Genomic DNA, 19,341 nt, shown 5'->3' on the forward strand with positions numbered 1-19,341 from the left:
CCAGAAGAAACGAGCGTCCGCGTGATCCTGTATCCGGCCATCGATCTCAAGGAAGGGCACTGCGTCCGCCTCGTGCAGGGCGACATGGCCCAGGCCGTGGTGTTCAACGACGACCCGGCGGCGCAGGCCCGGGCCTTCGCCGAGCAGGGCTTCTCCTGGCTCCACGTGGTCGACCTCGACGGTGCCTTCGCCGGGGCGCCGATGAACGCGGGCGCCGTCGACGCGATCCTCGCCCAGGTCGACATCCCGGTGCAGCTCGGGGGCGGCATCCGCGAGATGCGCACGCTGGAGGGCTGGCTCGAGAAGGGCGTCGCCCGGGTGATCATCGGCACGGCGGCCGTGCGCGACCCGGCCTTCGTCCACGAGGCGGCGCGGCGCCATCCGGGCAGGATCGCGGTGGGCATCGACGCCAAGGACGGGCGCGTCGCGGTGGCGGGCTGGGCCGAGACCTCGAGCATGACCGCCGAGGACCTCGGCCGCCGGTTCGAGGATGCCGGCGTCTCGGCGATCATCTACACCGACATCGCCCGCGACGGCATCCTAAAGGGCCTCAACATCGAGATGACGGTGGCGCTCGCCGAAGCCGTGAGCATCCCGGTGATCGCGTCGGGCGGCCTCGCCTCGATCGAGGACGTGCACCGCCTGCTCGAGCCCGATTGCGCGATGCTGGCCGGCGCGATCACGGGGCGCGCCCTCTACGACGGCCGCATCGACCCGCGCGCGGCGCTGTTCGCGATCAGCGCGGCGCGCGGAGGCGGCGCTTCGTGATAGGCTCGCCCGGTCAAGGGTTTGCCGGGAGGCGGCGATGACGGCTTCGGCGAGGGCGGCGCGACCGGCCGAGACCGGGACGGCCTACGCGGACGACTTCTACGCCTGGACGCAGGAGCAGGGGGCACGCCTCCGGGCGGGCGACCTGACCGGCCTCGATCGGGAGAACCTCGCCGAGGAGATCGAGAGCTTGGGTCGCAGCCAGTTCAGCAGCCTCGTCGGCGCGTGGCGCATCGTCCTGCTGCATATGCTCAAGTGGGATCACCAGCCATCGCGACGGACGCGAAGCTGGGTGATCTCGATCGCGACGCATCGGGTGGCTGCGGCCGACGAGCTGGCGGACAGTCCCGGCCTGAAGAGCCGTCGGGTGGAAGCGATGGAACGCGCCTACCGCCGCGCCCGTCTCGAAGCGGCTGACGAGACCGGCCTTCCGCTGAAAACCTTTCCCGAGACCTGCCCCTACACCCACGACGAGATGCTCACGCGTCCCTTCGCGATCGACCCCGACGACACGACCGCCTGAAGGCTCCCAGCGTGCTCAAGACCCGCATCATTCCCTGCCTCGACGTCAAGGACGGCCGCGTCGTCAAGGGCGTGAAGTTCCTCGAGCTGCGCGACGCGGGCGATCCGGTCGAGGCGGCCAAGGCCTACGACGCGGCCGGGGCCGACGAGCTCTGTTTCCTCGACATCACCGCGAGCCACGAGGCGCGCGGCACCCTGCTCGACGTGGTGAGCCGCACGGCGGAGGCCTGCTTCATGCCGCTCACCGTCGGGGGCGGCGTGCGCGCGGTGGCGGACGTGCGCGCGCTGCTGCTCGCCGGCGCCGACAAGGTCGCGATCAACACCGCGGCCGTGAACGATCCCGACCTCGTCGCGCGGGCCGCCGAGAAGTTCGGCGCGCAATGCGTCGTGGTGGCGATCGACGCCAAGCGCACCTCCGCGCCGGGCGAGCCGGACGCGTGGCAGATCTTCACCCATGGCGGCCGCACCCCCACCGGCCTCGACGCGATCGCCTTCGCCCGCACGGTGGCGGCCAAGGGAGCGGGCGAATTGCTCGTCACCTCCATGGACCGGGACGGGACGCGCTCGGGCTACGACCTCGCGCTGATCCGCGCCGTCGCCGACGCGGTGACCGTGCCGGTGATCGCCTCGGGCGGCGTCGGCGGGCTCGACGACCTCGTGGCCGGCGTCGCCGAAGGCCATGCCAGCGCGGTGCTCGCGGCCTCGATCTTCCATTTCGGGGAAGCCAGCGTCGCCGAGGCCAAGGCGCACATGGCGGCGGCCGGCCTCGCGATGCGGCTGGACGCCTGACCCGAGATCGGGAAGACGCCGGGGGCCGCGGCCGGATCCGGCACCATTTTTCCGACAATTCCACCCGCCCGTCGCGCAAATGCGGGTGGCGAGGCGCTGCTGTGCCGGCTCCCGGCTTGCCCGGCGCCCGCCGTTGACGCAGGTTCCGGCGACGGCATCGTCGTTTCCGAACCCTGCCGCACGGGTCCTCTATGTCCGCCTATACCCTCGACGACCTCGCCCGCCTGGTGGCGAGCCGCGCCGGCACCGCGCCCGACCAATCGTACACGGCCAAGCTGCTCGCGGGCGGCCCGGCCAAGGCCGCCAAGAAGCTCGGCGAGGAGGCGGTGGAGGCCGCCATCGCCGCGGTGCAGGGCGACAAGGCCGGGCTGACCAACGAGGCGGCGGACGTGCTCTACCACCTCGTGGTGCTGCTGCGCGCCGGCGGCGTCGAGCTCTCCGCGGTGATGGCGGAGCTGGAGCGCCGCACGGCGCAGAGCGGCATCGCCGAGAAGGCGTCGAGGCCGCCGGCATGAAGGCGGCCGCGCTCGCCGCCGGCCAGACCCCGGTGACGGGGCAGAACCCGGTCACCGGCGACGGGTCGGAGCGGCTGTCGCCCTACCGCCTGTTCAGCCGCGAATCCTGGGCGCAGCTGCGCGCCGACACGCCGCTGACGCTGACGCAGGAGGACATCGAGCGCCTGCAATCGCTGAACGACCCGATCTCGGTGGAGGAGGTGGTCGCGATCTACCTGCCGCTGTCGCGGCTGCTCGCGCTCTACGTCGCGGCGAGCCAGGGCCTGTTCAAGGCGACCCAGCGCTTCCTGATGGCCGAGCGCGAGACCAAGGCGCCCTACATCATCGGGCTCGCCGGATCGGTGGCAGTGGGCAAGTCGACCACGGCCCGCGTGCTCGCCGCGCTGCTCGCGCGCTGGCCGAACACCCCGAAGGTCGACCTCGTCACCACCGACGGGTTCCTGCTGCCGAACGCCGCGCTCGCCGCGCAGGGCATTATGGACCGGAAGGGATTTCCCGAGAGCTACGACACCGCCGCCCTGCTGCAGTTCCTGCACGACGTGAAATCGGGCCGGAAGCGCGTCACCGCTCCCCTCTACTCGCACCTCGTCTACGACCGGGTGGACGGCGAGGAGCGGGTGGTCGAGAGCCCCGACATCCTGATCGTCGAGGGCCTGAACGTGCTGCAGCCGGCCCGCCTGCCGCGCGACGGCACCGCGATTCCGTTCGTCTCCGACTTCTTCGACTTCTCGATCTACCTCGACGGGCACGAGGACGACCTGCACCGCTGGTACGTGATGCGCTTCATGCGCCTGCGGCAGACCGCGTTCCGCGACCCCCGCTCGTATTTCCGCAAGTACGCCGAGGTGCCCGAATCGGAAGCGCTCGCCATCGCCGACCGGCTGTGGACGACGATCAACCTGCCGAACCTGCGCGACAACATCCTGCCGACCCGCCAGCGCGCCAGCCTGATCCTGGCCAAGGGCGCGAGCCACCGCATCGAGAGCGTCGCGCTGCGGCGGTTGTAGGACCCCGCTCAGGCGAACGGAAACGCCGCCTCCGCGACGTAGGGCCCGCCCCCGGTCGAGTCGCGCGCCGAGTACAGCACCACCTGCGTCGCGGAAAAGCGCAGCGGCGTGAAGATCGGCGCCTGCGACAGGTACATCGCCACCGCCTCGGGCGTGGCCTCGCGGCGCAGGCGCGCCAGCGTCACGTGTGGCACGAACCTTCGCCGTTCCGGCTCGGCGCCCGCCCGGCGGATCAGGCGCTCCTGCTCGGCCTGGAGGTCCATCAGATCGGCGTTGGCGGCGACGCTGGCGAGCAGCGCGCGCGGCTTGTCGCCGCCGAACACCGAGAGGCCGTCCAGCACCACCTCGAGCGCCGGCCGCGCCCGCATCTCCGACAGCGCCTCGACCGCGTCCTCGGCAAGCGCGACCGGCACGTCGCCGAGGAAGCGCAGGGTGACGTGGTGATCCGACGGCTCGATCCAGCGTGCGCCCTGCAGGCCGCCGCGGAACGGCGCCAGCCCGGCGGCGATCTCCGGCGGGAGGCCGAGCGCCGTGAACAGGCGCGGCATCGCTAACGAGCCCCGGCCGGGAGCCGCCCGAGGAAGGTCTCGACCGAGGGCAGGATGCCGGCCACGATCACGTCGACGCCCTTGGCGTTCGGGTGGAGCCCGTCGTCGAGGGTGTAGGCGCGGTCGCCGACCATTCCGGCCATGAAGAACGGGTACAGCACGAGGTCGTAGGTCCGGGCGAGATCCGGGTAGATCGCGTCGAAGCGCGCGACGTAGTCGGGCCCGAGGTTGGTCGAGGCCCGCATGCCGGCGAGCAGCACCGGGATGCCGCGCGCCTTCAGCCGCGTCACGATCGCCTCCAGCGCCTTCCGCGTCACGGCGGGGTCGGTGCCGCGCAGCATGTCGTTGGCGCCGAGCTCCAGGATCACCCCGTCGGTGCCGTCGGGCACCGACCAGTCGACCCGGTCGAGGCCGTTGGTGGCGGTCTCGCCCGAGACGCCGGCATTGGCGACCGTCACCGTCCGGCCTTTCGCAGCGAGCGCCCGCTCCAGCACCGCCGGGAAGGCGGAGCCCGCCGGAAGGCGGTAGCCCGCGGTGAGGCTGTCGCCGAGCGCGACGAGCCGGATCGGCTTCGATTCGGGCTTCGGATCCGCCTTGGCCGGCGCGAGGCCCGCCATCGACAGGACCAGCCCCGCTGCGGCAAAGAGTGCCATCAGCGCCGCCCTGCGCCGGCCATCATGGCGTGGCTCCGTCGCGCTCGCCATATCGGGCCCGCGCGCATCGCCCGGCACGGGTCGTGCCGGAGCGCACCGAACGTTCGTCCGCCAACCGTGATCTCCGTCCCGCATGTTCGCCATCCGCCACAGATCGGCTCGACCGTGACCGCCGACAACCCCTCTCCGGGCAAGACCTCGCCTGCCATGTCCGCGTCCGGGACGCCAGCCATCGCTCTCTCTGGCATCGACCTCAGCCTCGGGCGGGGGGCCGCCCGCGTCCACGTGCTCCGCGGCATCTCGCTCGACGTCGGCCGCGGCGAGGCGGTCGGCCTCGTCGGGCCGTCGGGCTCCGGCAAGTCGACCCTGCTGATGGTAATGGCGGGCCTCGAGCGGCCCGATGCCGGCGCGATCCGGATCGAGGACACCGACCTGGGCGCCCTCGACGAGGACGCGCTCGCGCGCTTCCGCGGCCGGCGGATCGGCATCGTGTTCCAGGCCTTCCACCTCGTCCCGACGATGACCGCCCTGGAGAACGTCGCCCTGCCGCTGGAGCTGGCCGACAAGCCGGGTGCCCATGCCCGCGCCCGGCGGGAGCTCGAAGCCGTTGGCCTCGGCCACCGGCTGAACCACTACCCGGCCCAGCTCTCGGGCGGCGAGCAGCAGCGCGTCGCCATCGCCCGCGCCGTCGCACCGGACCCGGCGATCCTGGTCGCCGACGAGCCGACGGGCAATCTCGACGAGGCGACCGGCCGCCAGATCGTCGACCTGCTGTTCGCGCTGAAGCGCGACCGCGGCGCGACGCTCGTCCTCGTCACCCACGATCCGGGGCTCGCCCGCCTCTGCGACCGCACCGTGCGCCTGCGCTCGGGGCGGATCGAGGAGCCGGTGGCGGCCTGATGCACGGCACCCTCTCCCAACCCCGGCCGACGCCCGCCTCGCGCCTGCCGCTGACCCTGCGCCTCGCGCTGCGCGAGCTCCGCGGGGGCTTGCGCGGCTTCGCCGTGTTCCTCGCCTGCATCGCGCTCGGCGTCGCGGCGATCGCCGGGGTCGCCTCGATCTCGCGCTCGCTGTCGGACGGGCTCGGCCGCGAGGGCAAGCGCATCCTCGGCGGCGACCTCAGCTACAGCCTGATCAACCGCGAGGCGACGGAGCCGGAGCGCGCGGTGCTCGACGCGCAGGGGCGTGTCGACGTGGTCGCCTCGCTCCGCGCCATGGCGGTGGCGGGCGAGGGCGCGGCGCTGGTCGAGCTGAAGGCGGTCGATGCCGGCTACCCGACCGCCGGAGAGCTCGTCACCGAGCCGCAGGCGCCCCTCGCCGACCTGCTGGCCGAGCGTGACGGGATCGACGGCGCGCTCGCCGACCCGGCGCTGCTGACCCGCCTCGACCTCAAGGTCGGCGACCGGATCACGCTCGCCGGCCGGCCCTTCGCCATCCGCGCGACCCTCGTCTCGGAGCCCGACAAGATCGCCGGCGGCATCGGCTTCGGGCCGCGGCTGATCGTGTCGCAGGGTGCGCTGCGCCGCACCGGCCTGGTCCAGCCGGGAAGCCTCAACCGCTGGAGCTACCGGCTGCTGCTGCCCGGCGCCGACGATGCGGGCCTCGACGCCGCCGCCGCCCGGATCGCGGCGGCCGCTCCGCAGGCCGGCTGGGAGATGCGGGCGCGCACCAATGCCGACCCGCGGTTCTCCAAGAGCATCGAGCGCTTCACCCAGTTCCTGACGCTGGTCGGCCTCACCGCGCTGATCGTCGGCGGGGTCGGCGTCGCCAACGCCGTCAACGCCTTCGTCGAGCGCAAGCGCCCCTCGATCGCGACCCTGAAGAGCGTCGGTGCGCCGGGCTCGAAGGTCGTCGCCCTGTACCTGACGCAGGTGATGCTGATCGCCGGGCTCGGCACGGCGATCGGGCTCACTGTGGGCGCCGCGCTGCCCTTCGCCCTCGACGCGCTGTTCCGGGACAGCCTGCCCCTGCCGCTGAACCCGACGCTGGCGCCCCTCGAGCTGCTCCAGGCGGCGGCCTACGGGCTCCTCACGGCCCTGGCCTTCGCGATCACGCCCCTGGGGCGCGCCCACGACGTCCCGGTCTCGGGGCTGTTTCGCGACGCCGTCGACCCGGCAGCCAGCGGCATCCGCCCGCGCTACCGGGCGATCCTGGCGCTGGCGCTCGCCGCCCTGGTGGGGCTCGCCGTCGGCACCGCCTTCGACCGGCGCGTGGCGCTGATCTTCATCGCCGCCGCCGGCCTCGCCTTCGGCCTGCTGCGGCTGGTCGCGGTCGGCGTGATGGCGCTCGCCCGCCGGCTGCCGCATCCGCGGCGGGCCGCGCCGCGGATGGCCTTGGCCAACCTCCACCGCCCCGGCGCCCTGACGCCGGCCATCGTCCTCTCCCTCGGCCTCGGCGTGACCCTGCTGGTGACCCTGAGCCTGATCGACGTGAACGTGCGCCGCACCATCTCGGCGACCCTGCCGGCGCGCGCGCCGAACCTGTTCTTCCTGGACATCCCGGCCGCCGATTCGGGCGCCTTCCACGACTTCCTCGCGCGCCAGGCGCCCAGCGCCAAGATCGAGCGGGTGCCGATGATGCGCGGGCGCATCGTGGCGCTGGACGACGTCCCGGCCGAGAAGATCCGCCCGCCGGAGGACGCCGCCTGGGTGCTCGACGGCGACCGGGGCATTACCTACGCCGAGGACGTGCCCGAGGGCTCGACGCTCACCGCAGGCACGTGGTGGAACGCGGAACAAGCCAGGACGCCGCTGGTCTCGTTCGAGGCGGATCTCGCGAAAAACCTCGGCCTCAAGGTCGGCAGCCGCGTCACCGTCAACGTGCTCGGGCGGAACCTCACCGCCACCATCGCCAACCTGCGCAAGGTCGAGTGGCGCAACCTCGGCATCAACTTCGTGATGGTGTTCTCCCCCGGCACCTTCCGCGGCGCGCCGCACTCGGACCTGGCGACGCTCACCCTGCCCGGGGGCACCGACGGCGCGGTCGAGAACCGGATCCTGCGGGACGTCGCCAAGGCGTTCCCCTCCGTCACCAGCGTGCGGGTGAAGGACGCCCTCGATGCCGTCGGCGACCTCGTCGGCCGGCTGGTGCTGGCGATCCGCGGCGCGAGCGCGGTGGCGGTGCTGGCGAGCCTGTTCGTGCTGGCCGGCGCCATCGCCGCGGGGCACCGGGCGCGGCTCTACGACGCCGTGGTGCTGAAAGTGCTCGGCGCGACCCGCGGACGGCTGCTGGCCGCCTACGGCCTCGAATACGGGGCGCTCGGCCTCGTCACCGCCCTGTTCGGGCTGCTCGCCGGCACGCTCGCCGGCTGGGTGATCGTCACCCGGGTGATGCGCCTCGACTTCGTCCTCGACCTCGCGGGGGCGCTGGCGGCGGCCGCGGCCGCGGTGGTGCTCGCCGTGGTGCTGGGGCTCGCCGGGACCTGGCGCATCCTCGGCCAGAAGCCGGCACCGTACCTGCGGCAGTCGTGACCGTTGCGTATCCCCCGCGTGAGCTTGCCGCGATCGTGAACGACGGCATCGGGAGCCGTCGGCGAAGTAGCAGCGAACTTTAATCCCAGACTTCGTGAACAAATTTCACCCGCGGGGATTCATCGAAAGCGCTTTTTCAAGCTCTGCCGGGCTCTTGTGCGGGGCGGCCGAAAGCAACATATTCCAACACGAGGCGCTCGATGGCGCCAGAGGTCCCCTGCGTGGGCCTCGTCTCAAACACCACGCACGAGCGAGCCTTCCGAGGTCACTCCCATGGCATTCGACAACTCTCCCTTCCGCTACGGCGCCCAGGCGCCGTCGCAGGCCGGCACCCAGGTCGCGTTCGACCAGGGCCTGCGGACCTTCATGCTCGGCGTCTACAACAACATGGTCGTCGGGCTCGGCATCTCCGGCCTCGTCGCGCTCGGCCTCAACATGGCCGCCACCACCGCGACCGCGACCGGCCGCCTCGCCCTGACCCCGTTCGGCCAGACGCTCTACAACAGCCCGCTCAAGTGGGTTCTGATGTTCGCCCCGCTCGCCTTCATCCTGGCCTTCTCGATGCGGATGGACCGGATGTCGGCCTCGTCGGCGCGGACGATGTTCTTCGCCTTCGCGGCGGTGATGGGCGCCTCGATGTCGACGCTGCTGCTGGTGTTCACCGGCGCCAGCGTGGTGCGGGTGTTCTTCATCACCTCGGCGACCTTCGGCGCGCTGAGCCTCTACGGCTACACCACCAAGCGCAGCCTTTCGGGGATGGGCTCGTTCCTGATGATGGGCCTGATCGGCATCATCATCGCCTCGATCGTCAACATCTTCCTGGCCTCGTCGGCGCTGCAGTTCGCCGTCTCGGTGCTCGGCGTGCTGATCTTCGCGGGGCTCACCGCCTACGACACCCAGAAGCTGAAGGAGATGTATCTCTCCAGCGGCTTCGACGGCGAAGCGGCGGCCAAGATGTCGGTCAACGGCGCGCTGACGCTGTACCTCGACTTCATCAACATGTTCCAGTTCCTGCTCTCGCTCCTCGGCGACCGCCGCTGAGCGAAGACGGATCGGACGAACGAAGAAGGCCCCGGCGGAAACGCCGGGGCCTTCTTCGTTCCGGGGAGCTACGCTTACGCTGCGCCACTTCCCCCAGCGGGCAATGTCCGCCCTGCGCAGCCCCGGGATGACGGGGAGGGTCCGGAAAAGGAATCTGAAGATGTGCGAGGCCGATCGCCTGCTCGGGGGAAGGCCCCCCCGCGCCGCGATCCGAGCGCGCAGCGAGCGTACCATCGGCCAAGACGGCACCGGACGAAGGATCGCCGAGCAGAAATCCGAACGCTTCACACGGCCCGCAGGGGCTTCTCCAGCACCGCCAGCACGCGGGCGAGGTCGGTGCCGCGCTTGAGCACCACGCCGGTCGCGGCGACCACGGCGTAGGCGCCCTGGCGGCGCGCGAGCTTCGGGTCCTTCTCGATCCGGTAGAGCGGCATCTCGGAGGTGCGGCGGTAGATCGAGAACACCGCCTTGTCGCGGCGGAAGTCGAGGGCGTAGTCGCGCCACTCCCCCTCCGCGACCCGGCGGCCGTAGAGGTTGAAGATCGTGCGCAGCTCGTGCCGATCGAACGCGATCTGCGGGGCGGTGGATGGGCTCGGGAAGGGGACCACGCGGGCCGTCGAATCGTCTGTCCGGATCTCGCCGCTCGTCCGCTCGGTCATCGTTCCTCCGCCGTCGGCCTGCCGCCGTCGTCTTGCCGTCAGCCGCTGAGGATGGGCCTCGGGTGGCCGGCCCGCAAGAGTCCCGCGGCGGCGATCCGATTCGTTGCGGACGGGACACGCCCAAGAAACAAATGCCGCGCTTTCGCCCCGATCACGCCTTTCCCGAGCCGCGTTGCGGCGCGACAACGAAGGCCGAACCCTCGTCGGGTCGTGCCCGTCGACGCCCGAATCCCGAGCTCCCCAGCCCTCGGGCGTCACCGGATCCCACGACGCGACATCCCAGAGGTTTCGAGACCCAAGGACTTCAGGCCGCCCGCGAGGGCGGCCTTTTTTTGTGCCCGCCCGGCCCGTTCGATCTCCCCGGGCCCACGGGCAGCGGGAAGGCGCAAAACCCGCTATGAGGCGGACCGACCATGACCGACCCCCGCCCGCCCCGCTTCGACGACGACTTCCGGCAGGCGCTCGACGACCTGTTCGCGTGGCGCCGCGACGTGCGCCGCTTCCGGCCCGACCCGGTGGACGAGGCCCTGCTCCGCCAGAGCCTGGCGGCGGCCCATCGCAGCCCTTCCGTCGGCAACAGCCAGCCGTGGCGCTTCGTGCGCGTCGCCGACCCCGAGCGCCGCGCCGGCGTGGTCGCGAGCTTCGAGCGCTGCAACGCCGATGCGGCCCTGCGCTACGCCGACGCCCGCCAGGCGCAGTATCGCGCCCTGAAGCTCGCGGGCCTGCGCGAAGCGCCGGTGCACCTGGCCGTCTTCTGCGACGAGGCGACCGAGGCGGGCCACGGCCTCGGTCGCGCGACCATGCCGGAGATGCTGCGCTACTCCGTGGTCGGCGCCGTGCAGACCTTCTGGCTCGCCGCCCGCGCCCGCGGCCTCGGCACCGGATGGGTCTCGATCCTCGAGCCGGCGCGCATCGCGGCGCTGCTGGACGTGCCGGGCAGCTGGCACCTCGTCGCCTACCTCTGCGTCGGCTGGCCCGTCGAGGAGCATGCCGACCCCGAGCTCGTCCGCCACGGCTGGCAGGCCCAGGACGCGACGGCGCTGGATCTGATCGAGCGGTAAAGCAGGTCTTTCGACGGACGATCGCCTTTATCACGATGAAGCCCGGCGCTTTTTACCGTCTTCCCCGAAGACGGTGAGCAAGCCCGCAGTCGTCGCAGGATGAGCTGGAACGCCGAGCTTGGCCGTGGATTATTGCTGCAGCGAACGGTCACGCTTTGCAGGAAGATCCCAAGATGTCGGTCAGGAAGTACGTGTCCACGAGCCTCGGCGGCGCGCTGCTGGCCGGTCTCGTCGCGGGGGCGCCGGCCCTGGCACGCGAGGTGGTGCCGTTCTCGGACGGGGTGATGCCGGGCTCGGTGGTGATCAGCGTCTCGCAGCGCCGGCTCTACCTCGTGAACGGCGACGGAACCGCGATCCGCTACCCCGTCGCGGTCGGCAAGCCGGGCAAGCAGTGGTTCGGCACCAAGTCGATCGACGGCAAGTACGTGCAGCCGGCATGGTCGCCGCCGAGCGAGGTCAAGCGCGACAACCCGCGCCTGCCGAACCTGATCGCCGGCGGCTCGCCGCACAACCCGATGGGCGCCGCCGCGATGACGCTGTCGGGCGGCGAATACGCCATCCACGGCACCAACCGCCCGAGCTCGGTCGGCACCTGGGCCTCCTACGGCTGCATCCGGATGTACAACCAGGACGTGGTCGACCTCTACGACCGCGTCTCGGTCGGCACCCCGGTCTACGTGACGCGCTGAACGCCCCGGAGCCCGCGGGATCAGGCGGCGGGCGGGGCCGTCGCCTCGATCGCCGTGAAGGTCTCCAGGATGTGGTAGGTGTGCGCGATGCCGGCCGGCACGCAGTAGGAATCGCCGGGCTCCAGTGCGACCGTCCGGTCCTCGAGCACCAGCTTGGCCCGGCCGGCGATCACGTAGCCCACGGTCTCGTGCTCCGAGGTGGTGCTCGGCTTGTCGTCGGTCGGCGGCTCGTCGCGCCACATCCGCATGGCGACCAGCGCGCCCTTCGCGAGCGCGATCTCGCCGTCGGCGCCGCTCGGCGCATCCTTGCTCGATACCTTGGTCGCCATCGGGTCCCTTGTCTCGCCGTATGCTTCGCGAGCCCAACAGCGGGCCGGCACGGTCGTTCCGGCCGGCGAGGCGCGACGTCAGAAGTCGACGGCGAGCCCCTTCACCTCCCAGTCGTCGTAGCGGACCGGCTCCAGGCCGCCGCGCCCGAGGCGCTCGGGGGCGGCCGAGACCGCGGCGGCCCGCGCGTCGATCGCCCTGCGGCGCTCGGCCGCCTCCGCCAGGGCGCGCGCGGCCGCCGGGGTGAGGGGACGGGGGGCGGTCCCGCCGCCGTCCTCGACGTGTTCGGTCCGGGCTTCGTCGGTCCCGTCGCGGCTGGTTTCACCTTGCATCGGACTCGCTCAAGTGGGAGGGCATCGGGGTCCGGCGGCAGCACGCCGGCACGAAGGGTCTTTCGAGAAGTGGCATCCATGGGCAGAGGGCGCAACGCGTCCGGGCCGGCGCGGGCGGCGGGCGCGACCAAGGGTCCGCGCCCGGGGCCGAAATCGCCGCCGAAATCCGCACCGGAGGCGGTCGAGGCGGACGTCGCCGGCCTCGCCGCGCGCCGGGTGGCGCACGCCGTCGTCGCCGACCTGCTGGGCAAGAACCGCGCCCTCGCCCTGGAGGATGCGCTGGCCCAGGCGTCCCGCGTCGCGGGGCTCGACGCCGGCGATGCCGGTCTGGCGCGGGCCATCGCCACGGTCACCTTCCGCCGCCTCGGCTTCCTCCGGCGCGCGCTCGCCGCGCGGATGGAGCAGGGCCTGCCCGAGGACAAGCCGCGCCTCGTCGCGCTGCTCGCCACCGGCGCCGCCCAGATCCTCGACCTCGCCGTTCCCGACCATGCCGCGGTCGACCTCGCGGTGCGCCTGGCCAAGGCCGATCCGCAGGCGCGGCATCTCGCCGGCCTCGTCAACGCGGTGCTGCGCCGGGTCGTGCGCGAGCGCGAGGCGATCCTGGCCGAATGCGACGACCCGCTCGAGGCCAACACCCCGGATTGGCTGGCCGCGCGCTGGCGCGAGGCCTACGGGCCGGAGAAAGCCGCCGCCATCGCCCGCGCGCACCTGGCCGGCGCCGCGATCGACCTGACGCTGAAGGGCGAGGCCGGCGACTGGGCCGAGCGCCTCGGCGCGGCGGCGCTGCCCACCGGCTCGCTCCGGCTCGGCGACCTGCGGGTGCCGGTCTCCGAGCTTCCCGGCTTCGCCGATGGCGCGTGGTGGGTGCAGGATGCCGCCGCCGCGATCCCCGCGCGGCTCCTCGGCGCGCAGCCCGGCGAGCGCATCGCCGACCTCTGCGCCGCGCCGGGCGGCAAGACCGCGCAGCTCGCGAGCCGGGGCGCCGTGGTGACCGCGCTGGACCGTTCGGCCCCGCGCCTGGAGCGCTTGTCCGAAAACCTCGCCCGGCTCGGGCTGACCGCCGAGGTGGTCGTCGGCGACGCGCTCGCCTTCGAGCCCCCAAAGCCGTTCGACGCGGTGCTGCTCGACGCGCCGTGCTCGGCCACCGGCACGATCCGCCGCCATCCGGACGTCGCCTGGACCAAGACCGAATCCGACCTGATCCGCCTGCACCTCCTCCAGGCGCGCCTGCTCGACAAGGCCGCGACCCTGGTGCGGCCGGGCGGGCGCCTCGTCTACTGCACCTGCTCGCTGGAGCGGGAGGAGGGCGAGCGCCAGGTCGCCGCCTTCCTGAAGCGCAACGCCGCGTTCGAGCGGGTGCCGGTGCGGGCGGACGAGGTCGGCGGCCTCGACGGCGTGATCAACGCCGACGGCGACCTGCGCACGCTCCCGGCCGACCTCGAAGGCTCGGACAGCCGGCGCGGCGGCCTCGACGGCTTCTTCGCGAGCCGGCTGCGGCACAAGGGGTAGCGCGGGGGGCAGGGGAGCGTCCCGACCGGCCGATTGCCACGCAGGCATGCGCCGCCGTAGGAAGCGCGACGCGACCGCCCCGACTCGGAGGTGCGGCCGCGCATCGCCGGGCCGACGTCGCCCGGCTCGGGGGAGCATGATGCAGAGCTTCGTTCGGGCCAAGCTGCACGGCATCCGCGTGACGGGCGCCGACCTGAACTATCACGGCTCGATCACGCTCGATGCCGACCTCTGCCGCGAGGCGGGGCTCGATCCGCTCGAATTCGTCGAGATCTGGAACAAGATGTCGGGGGCGCGGATCAGCACCTACGTGCTGTACGGCCCCGCCGGCTCGCGCTGCTGCGTCCTGAACGGCGCCGCCGCCCGCACCTGCCAGGTCGGCGACGAGGTCATCATTGCCTCGGCGAGCTACGGCGGCGTCGACGACGTGATCGCCCACAAGCCGCGCGTGCTGATCTTCGGCGACGGCAACGCCGTGGTCGACCGGGTCGTCTACGACGTATTCCGCGACGACGAGGGCCGGCTCGACATGCGCATCCTCGAAGCGGAGACGGGCGCCGAGGAGCCGCCGCGGGTGGCGACCCACATCCGCGTGGCGTGAGCGTCGCGCCCCCTCGGGACGGAGGAGGGAAGCGGCGTCGCCCGCCGCGGCGCGGCCTCAGGTGGCGGGGAGCGCCCGCGGCGCCGGGCGCCGCTGATGCCGGACCAGCGACAGGGCCAGCCCCGACAGGGTCAGCAGGTCGCAGGTGAGCCCGAAGACCGAGCCGACGAGGCCGTTGTGGACGGCCCAGCACAGGCTGGCGCCGAGGAAGAGGCGCCGCATGCCCTGCGGATCGCCCTGGAGGCGGGCAGCCGTCGCCAGGAGGGCGCCGAGCCCGGCGCAGGCCGACGGCCAGCCGGACCAGGTCGCCAGCGTCGTCCCGGCGGCGACCAGCGTCGTCGCGGCGAAGAGTGGTGCCACCCAGGCGGCACGGCCCGCGGGCCCGATCGCCTGCGCCGAGACGAGGTTCTGCAGCAGGGCGATGGCGCACATCGCCGTGCCGGTGAGCGCGCCGAGATGCAGGTAGTGCAGGCCGAAGGCGGCGGCGCATCCGGCCGAGGCGAGAAGCATCCCGCGCCGATGCGGCAGGATCCCGGCGGCGAAGCCGAGCAGCAGGCCGAGGGTTCCGAAGAGGTCGAGATGCGGCTTCGCCGCGGCCCATCCGCTCAGGGCCAACGTCATCAGGGTCATGGTCCGCGCCCGGTCGGCGCGGAAGCGCGCCGCACTGGCGGCAGGCGCTAGGTCGTCATGGTAACCGGTCGGTTAACGGGCATTTCGGGTGCCCGCCCCCGTCGCTGCGGCGCAACCGCAGATCACCGCGTGGGGCGGCGCGGGCGGGACCCTCCGACGGGGGCCGGAAGCCTCTACGCCGTGCCGGCGGCTCGGGCCGCCGCGCCGACCGCCCGGTCGCGCCCGGCGCCCATCCCGGCGACGCCCGCCGCCGCGATGATCGTCGCGAACAGGGCGGCCGGGAGGACCCAGCCGTCGGTGGCGTCGTGGGCGAGGCCGAAGCCGAGGGGGCCGAGCGAGGCGAAGACGTAGCCGATCCCCTGCGCCATCGCCGAGAGGGCGCCGGCCGAGGCGGCGTCGCGGGTGCGCAGGACGAGGAGGCTCAAGCCCAGCCCGAAGCAGCCGCCGATGCCGAGGCCGAGGAGCCCGGAGGCGGGGAACCGCAGGCTCTCCGGTCCGAAGGCGAGGACGAGGAAGCCGGTCAGCGTCGCGGCCAGCACCGCGACGATCCAGCCGCGCTGGTCGCGCACGCGCGCGGCCAGCATCGCCACGACGAGGGCGCCCGGCGCCTGATGCAGCGTCACCACCGAGGCGACGAGGCCGGCATCCAGCGCCGGGAGCCCGCGCCCCTGCAGGATCGCCGGCAGCCAGCCGAACAGCACGTAGGCGAGCGAGGATTGCAGGCCCATGAAGGCGGTGACCTGCCAGGCCAGCGGATCGCGCAGGAGCCGGCCCGGCGCGGCCGCCGACGACCGCTCCGGCACGGCCCGGCTCAACGGTGCCCAGGCGAGGGCGGCGACGACCGCCGGCAGCGCCCAGACCGCGAGCGCCAGCGGCCAGCCCCGGCCGATCGCCTGCTCCAGCGGCACCGCGAGGCCGGCGCCGGCGGCGGCCCCGAGGCAGAGCGTCATGGTGTAGAGCCCGGTCATCGCCCCGGCGCGGCCGGGGAAGTCGCGCTTGACCACGGCCGGCAGCAGCACGTTGGCGAGCCCGATGCCGAAGGCGGCGACCGCGGTGCCGGCGAACAGCGCCGCGACACCGCCGAGGCCGCGCAGGGCCAGGCCGGCCGCGACCACGACGATGCCGAGGAGCACGCCGCGGTCGGCGCCGAGCCGTCGCAGGATCAGCGGCGTCAGCGCGCAGGCGAGGCCGAGGCAGAGGACGGGGAGGGTGGTCAGCACCGCGGCCCCCGCCGCGGAGAGACCCGTCGCCGCGCGGATGGACGAGAGCAGCGGCCCGACGGTGCTCAGCGCCGGGCGCAGGTTGAACGCCACCGCCATCAGGCCGCAGGTCAGCAGGAGGGGCGGGATGCGCCGCGCCGCCCTCACGCGAGCCGCCGGGCCCGGAGGGCGCCCGCGAGGCAGGCGGCGAGCATCGCCGCGAAGGGCCAGTCGCCGGCCCGGCCGTAGAGGGTGCCGCCGAGGATGCGGACGGGCAGGTCGGCATCGAGCACCGCCTCCTGCTCGATCGGCAGCTGCGCGACGACGCGCCCGTGCGCGTCGATCACCGCCGAGATCCCGGTGTTGGCGTCGCGCACCAGCGGCAGGCCCTCCTCGACGGCGCGCAGGCGGGCCTGCGCCAGGTGCTGGCGCGGGCCAGGCGTGTCGCCGAACCAGGCGTCGTTGGTCACGTTCAGGATCAGGCCGGGGGGCCGATCGGCGGCGGTGGCGCCGGCCGGCAGGATCGCGCCGGGGAAGATCGCCTCGTAGCAGATCGTCGCCGCCACCGGCGGCAGGCCCGGCACGTTGAGGATGCGCTGGCCGGCGAGCGTCCCGGCCGAGAAGCCGCCCGGCACGGCCACGAACTGGCGCAGGCCCACCGCCCGCAGGGCCGCGTCGAGGGGCGCGGGCAGGTACTCGCCGAACGGCACGAGGTGGACCTTGTCGTAGCTGTCGACGATGCGGCCGCCGGGCTCGATCGCCATGATCGCGTTGAAGTAGCGCAGGCGCTCGCCGGGCAGCGGCTCCTCGGCGCGGGCCGCGCCGGTGATCAGGTGCTGGCCGGGCTCCAGCCCGGCGCCGACCTGCGCCATCGCCGCGGGATCGCGCTGGATCAGGAACGGGAAGGCCGATTCCGGCCAGAGGATGTGCGTCGGCGCCGCCTCGCCGGCCTCCGGCGGGCGCCGGCTCAGCTCGACGTAGCGGTCGACGATGTCCTGCCGGTTCTCGGGGCGGAACTTCGCGTCCTGAGGCAAGTTCGGCTGCACCAGCCGCAGGCGCACCCCGGCGACGGTGGGGTCGGGATCGGGCCCGACCCGCTCCGCGCCGTGGAGCGCCATGGCGGCCAGCACGATCGCGGCGGCGGCCGTCGGGCCGAGGCGGCTGCGCGGATGCGAGCCGGTGGCGAGCGTCGCCGGCGCGGCGCAGACGAGGACGGCGAGCAGCGTCAGGCCGTAGAGCCCGACGAGGGAGGCCGACTGCATCAGCCAGAGGTTCTGGCCGAGCGCCATGCCGAGGGTGTTCCAGGGGAAGCCGGTGAAGACGTGCCCGCGCACCCACTCGGCGCCCGCCAGCCCGAAGGCGAGGCCGGCGATGCGCGCCGGGCCGCGGACCCAGAGCAGGCCGGCGACGGCGAAGCCCGCGGCGTAGAACAGCCCGAGCGCCAGCGGCAGGCCGACGACGCCGAGCGGCAGCGCCCACAGGAACTCGTCGGCCTCCACGAGGAAGGCCGAGCCGAGCCACCACAGCCCGGCGAACAGGTAGCCGAAGCCCCAGGCCCAGCCGACCAGCGCGCAGGGGCGGAGCCGGGCGGCGACCGTGCTGCGCGAGCCCGCCGCCCCGTCCACCAGCCAGACCGCGACGACGAGGGACACGGCCAGCGCGGGCAGGAGGCCGAAGGGCGGCATCGCCAGCGCGCCGACGCTGCCGGCGAGGAAGCTCAGGGCGAGCCGGCGCCAGCCGCGCAGCAGCATGACGCCGTTGGCCAGGCGCGCGGCCGCGCCGCCCGGCAGCGTGGCTGCTGGGGGCGCTTCGGGAGCCGGCGTCACGGTGCGGGCGTCTCGATCGCGTTGACGGCAGGGGGCGCGGCGGGCGGGGGCAGGGCGAGCGGCACGGCGGAGGCCGCGATGCGTGCGGGCCCGCGCTGGAAGCGCAGGCGCTTGAGGCGGCGCGGGTCGGCGTCGAGCACCTCGAACTCGAGGTCGCCGGGGCCGGCGATGAGCTCGCCGCGCGAGGGCACGCGGCCGGCCAGCGTCACGATCATGCCGCCGATCGTGTCGATCTCCTCGGCCATCTCGCCCACCGCCGCGACGAGGTCGACGCCGGTGGCCTCGGAGACCTCCGCCAGCGGCGCACGGGCATCGGCCACGAACACCTCGGCCTCGCCCTCGAGGCGCTGGACGAGGCGGCCCTCGACCACGTCGTGCTCGTCCTCGATGTCGCCGACCACCATCTCGATCAGGTCCTCGATCGAGATCAGCCCGTCGGTGCCGCCGTACTCGTCGATGACGAGCGCCATGTGGGTGCGGGTCGCCTGCATCCGCACCAGCAGGTCGATCGCCGGCATCGAGGGCGGCACGAACAGCACCGGCCGCTGGATGCGGGTGGAGGCGAGCGTCGCGGTGAGGTCGACGTTGCCGAGGTTGAGCGTGCGCAGGGCGCGGGCGGGCGCCCGGCGCACCCGCGGGGCGGGCTTCTGCGCGTCCTTCAGCGCATCCTTGGCCGCCTCGGCCTCGGCGGGGGCGGGCGTCGCGCCGTTGGCGGCGGCCGCGGCGCTGCGGCGCGGGGCGGCCTCGGCCCGCGCGGCGATGTGGTCCACGAAGTCGCGGATGTGGACCATGCCGCGCGGGTCGTCGAGCGTCTCGCCGTAGACCGGCAGGCGGGAATGGCCGGCGGTGCGGAACAGCTTCAGCAGGTCGCCGAGGCTGGTCTCGACCGAGACCGCGACGATGTCGGCCCGCGGGATCATCACGTCGTCGACGCGCACCTTGTGCAGCCCGAGGACGTTCTTGAGCATGGCGCGCTCGAGCGGCGAGAACGCGTTCTCGCCCGAATCGGGCTCGGCCAGGGCCTCTTCGATGTCGCCGCGCAGCGAATCGCGCGGTTTCAGGTGCAGCACCTGGAGGAGGCGGTCGTACCAGGGCTCGCGCGCACCCGATTCCGCCTCGTTGGAACTGAGCGCGGCCTGGGCCGCGCCGCGACTTCGATCGTGGGTCATGTCTCTCGTGTCTGGGATCGGTTGGG

Annotated in this window: 21 protein-coding genes; 12 read left to right on the forward strand and 9 right to left on the reverse strand. The window is 73.4% G+C overall.

All coding sequences use genetic code 11. The annotated features are described in order from the left end of the window. Nucleotides 1-21: 21 nt before the first annotated feature. From hisA to coaA, 5 genes are all read left to right on the forward strand, one after another. Complete coding sequence (gene hisA / locus MKK70_RS24245) at nucleotides 22-768, forward strand: 1-(5-phosphoribosyl)-5-[(5-phosphoribosylamino)methylideneamino]imidazole-4-carboxamide isomerase (protein ID WP_243950426.1); 747 nt, start codon at nucleotides 22-24, stop codon at nucleotides 766-768. 37 nt (nucleotides 769-805) lie between these two features. Further along, nucleotides 806-1,291, forward strand: coding sequence for a DUF29 domain-containing protein (locus MKK70_RS24250; RefSeq protein WP_243950428.1), 486 nt, complete (start codon nucleotides 806-808; stop codon nucleotides 1,289-1,291). Nucleotides 1,292-1,302: 11 nt separating this feature from the next. Then, the gene (hisF, locus tag MKK70_RS24255; RefSeq protein WP_147725799.1) at nucleotides 1,303-2,079 is read left to right on the forward strand and encodes an imidazole glycerol phosphate synthase subunit HisF; all 777 of its coding nucleotides are present in this window, start codon (nucleotides 1,303-1,305) and stop codon (nucleotides 2,077-2,079) included. 191 nt (nucleotides 2,080-2,270) lie between these two features. Continuing rightward, nucleotides 2,271-2,594 carry a phosphoribosyl-ATP diphosphatase gene (locus tag MKK70_RS24260; protein WP_147750565.1) on the forward strand — a complete coding sequence of 108 codons (324 nt, stop codon included), beginning with the start codon at nucleotides 2,271-2,273 and terminating at the stop codon, nucleotides 2,592-2,594. Continuing rightward, complete coding sequence (gene coaA, locus MKK70_RS24265; RefSeq protein ID WP_147725797.1) at nucleotides 2,591-3,601, forward strand: type I pantothenate kinase; 1,011 nt, start codon at nucleotides 2,591-2,593, stop codon at nucleotides 3,599-3,601. The genes MKK70_RS24260 and coaA overlap by 4 nt, the downstream gene beginning before the upstream one ends. 8 nt (nucleotides 3,602-3,609) lie before the next feature. Here coaA and thpR read toward each other — a convergent pair whose 3' ends face one another. Continuing rightward, nucleotides 3,610-4,149: an RNA 2',3'-cyclic phosphodiesterase gene (gene thpR, locus MKK70_RS24270; RefSeq protein ID WP_243950430.1), complete on the reverse strand. Its 540-nt coding sequence runs from the start codon at nucleotides 4,147-4,149 to the stop codon at nucleotides 3,610-3,612. Nucleotides 4,150-4,151: 2 nt separating this feature from the next. Continuing rightward, entirely contained in the window at nucleotides 4,152-4,802 is a 651-nt protein-coding gene (locus tag MKK70_RS24275) for an arylesterase (protein WP_243935727.1), read from the reverse strand. 207 nt (nucleotides 4,803-5,009) lie between these two features. Here MKK70_RS24275 and MKK70_RS24280 point away from each other — a divergent pair, with 207 nt between their 5' ends. The 3 genes from MKK70_RS24280 to MKK70_RS24290 all read left to right on the forward strand — a co-directional run bounded on the left by MKK70_RS24280 (nucleotide 5,010) and on the right by MKK70_RS24290 (nucleotide 9,313). Further along, a complete protein-coding gene (locus MKK70_RS24280; protein WP_243950464.1) occupies nucleotides 5,010-5,702 on the forward strand; it encodes an ABC transporter ATP-binding protein in 693 nt (230 codons plus the stop codon). Next, nucleotides 5,702-8,272 (forward strand): ABC transporter permease, encoded by a 2,571-nt coding sequence (locus MKK70_RS24285; protein ID WP_243950432.1) that lies wholly within the window; start codon nucleotides 5,702-5,704, stop codon nucleotides 8,270-8,272. The genes MKK70_RS24280 and MKK70_RS24285 overlap by 1 nt, the downstream gene beginning before the upstream one ends. Nucleotides 8,273-8,545: 273 nt before the next feature. Then, nucleotides 8,546-9,313, forward strand: a complete 768-nt coding sequence (locus tag MKK70_RS24290; protein WP_243950434.1) for a Bax inhibitor-1/YccA family protein — start codon at nucleotides 8,546-8,548, stop codon at nucleotides 9,311-9,313. A 284-nt stretch (nucleotides 9,314-9,597) separates the two neighbouring features. Here MKK70_RS24290 and MKK70_RS24295 read toward each other — a convergent pair whose 3' ends face one another. Then, entirely contained in the window at nucleotides 9,598-9,972 is a 375-nt protein-coding gene (locus MKK70_RS24295) for a DUF2794 domain-containing protein (RefSeq protein WP_147727234.1), read from the reverse strand. A gap of 413 nt (nucleotides 9,973-10,385) precedes the next feature. Here MKK70_RS24295 and bluB point away from each other — a divergent pair, with 413 nt between their 5' ends. Together bluB and MKK70_RS24305 are read left to right on the forward strand one after the other, a co-directional pair. Then, nucleotides 10,386-11,033 carry a 5,6-dimethylbenzimidazole synthase gene (gene bluB, locus MKK70_RS24300; RefSeq protein WP_147727235.1) on the forward strand — a complete coding sequence of 216 codons (648 nt, stop codon included), beginning with the start codon at nucleotides 10,386-10,388 and terminating at the stop codon, nucleotides 11,031-11,033. A 173-nt stretch (nucleotides 11,034-11,206) separates the two neighbouring features. Continuing rightward, nucleotides 11,207-11,722 (forward strand): L,D-transpeptidase, encoded by a 516-nt coding sequence (locus MKK70_RS24305; protein WP_243950436.1) that lies wholly within the window; start codon nucleotides 11,207-11,209, stop codon nucleotides 11,720-11,722. A 20-nt stretch (nucleotides 11,723-11,742) separates the two neighbouring features. Here the strand turns inward: MKK70_RS24305 and MKK70_RS24310 are convergent, their stop codons facing one another. Both MKK70_RS24310 and MKK70_RS24315 read right to left on the reverse strand, forming a co-directional pair. Continuing rightward, on the reverse strand, nucleotides 11,743-12,051 hold the full coding sequence (locus tag MKK70_RS24310; RefSeq protein ID WP_147727237.1) for a cupin domain-containing protein: 309 nt from the start codon (nucleotides 12,049-12,051) through the stop codon (nucleotides 11,743-11,745). A 78-nt stretch (nucleotides 12,052-12,129) separates the two neighbouring features. Further along, a complete protein-coding gene (locus MKK70_RS24315; protein WP_147859053.1) occupies nucleotides 12,130-12,381 on the reverse strand; it encodes a DUF1674 domain-containing protein in 252 nt (83 codons plus the stop codon). A 78-nt stretch (nucleotides 12,382-12,459) separates the two neighbouring features. On the opposite strand from MKK70_RS24315, the gene MKK70_RS24320 reads away from it, so the two are divergent. Beyond that, complete coding sequence (locus tag MKK70_RS24320; protein ID WP_243950438.1) at nucleotides 12,460-13,890, forward strand: RsmB/NOP family class I SAM-dependent RNA methyltransferase; 1,431 nt, start codon at nucleotides 12,460-12,462, stop codon at nucleotides 13,888-13,890. 139 nt (nucleotides 13,891-14,029) lie between these two features. Beyond that, nucleotides 14,030-14,491: an aspartate 1-decarboxylase gene (panD, locus tag MKK70_RS24325; protein WP_147729911.1), complete on the forward strand. Its 462-nt coding sequence runs from the start codon at nucleotides 14,030-14,032 to the stop codon at nucleotides 14,489-14,491. 57 nt (nucleotides 14,492-14,548) lie between these two features. Here panD and MKK70_RS24330 read toward each other — a convergent pair whose 3' ends face one another. The 4 genes from MKK70_RS24330 to MKK70_RS24345 all read right to left on the reverse strand — a co-directional run bounded on the left by MKK70_RS24330 (nucleotide 14,549) and on the right by MKK70_RS24345 (nucleotide 19,315). Continuing rightward, the gene (locus MKK70_RS24330) at nucleotides 14,549-15,112 is read right to left on the reverse strand and encodes a YgjV family protein (RefSeq protein WP_243950440.1); all 564 of its coding nucleotides are present in this window, start codon (nucleotides 15,110-15,112) and stop codon (nucleotides 14,549-14,551) included. A gap of 182 nt (nucleotides 15,113-15,294) precedes the next feature. Continuing rightward, nucleotides 15,295-16,488 (reverse strand): MFS transporter, encoded by a 1,194-nt coding sequence (locus tag MKK70_RS24335; protein ID WP_409566112.1) that lies wholly within the window; start codon nucleotides 16,486-16,488, stop codon nucleotides 15,295-15,297. After that, a complete protein-coding gene (gene lnt / locus MKK70_RS24340; protein ID WP_409567177.1) occupies nucleotides 16,485-18,146 on the reverse strand; it encodes an apolipoprotein N-acyltransferase in 1,662 nt (553 codons plus the stop codon). Before lnt ends, MKK70_RS24335 begins: the two co-directional genes overlap by 4 nt. Then, complete coding sequence (locus tag MKK70_RS24345) at nucleotides 18,143-19,315, reverse strand: CBS domain-containing protein (RefSeq protein WP_147859051.1); 1,173 nt, start codon at nucleotides 19,313-19,315, stop codon at nucleotides 18,143-18,145. The genes lnt and MKK70_RS24345 overlap by 4 nt, the downstream gene beginning before the upstream one ends. Between the last annotated feature and the right edge of the window lie 26 nt (nucleotides 19,316-19,341).

The sequence above is a fragment of the Methylobacterium sp. E-041 genome (genome assembly GCF_022829665.1).
GTDB lineage: Bacteria > Pseudomonadota > Alphaproteobacteria > Rhizobiales > Beijerinckiaceae > Methylobacterium.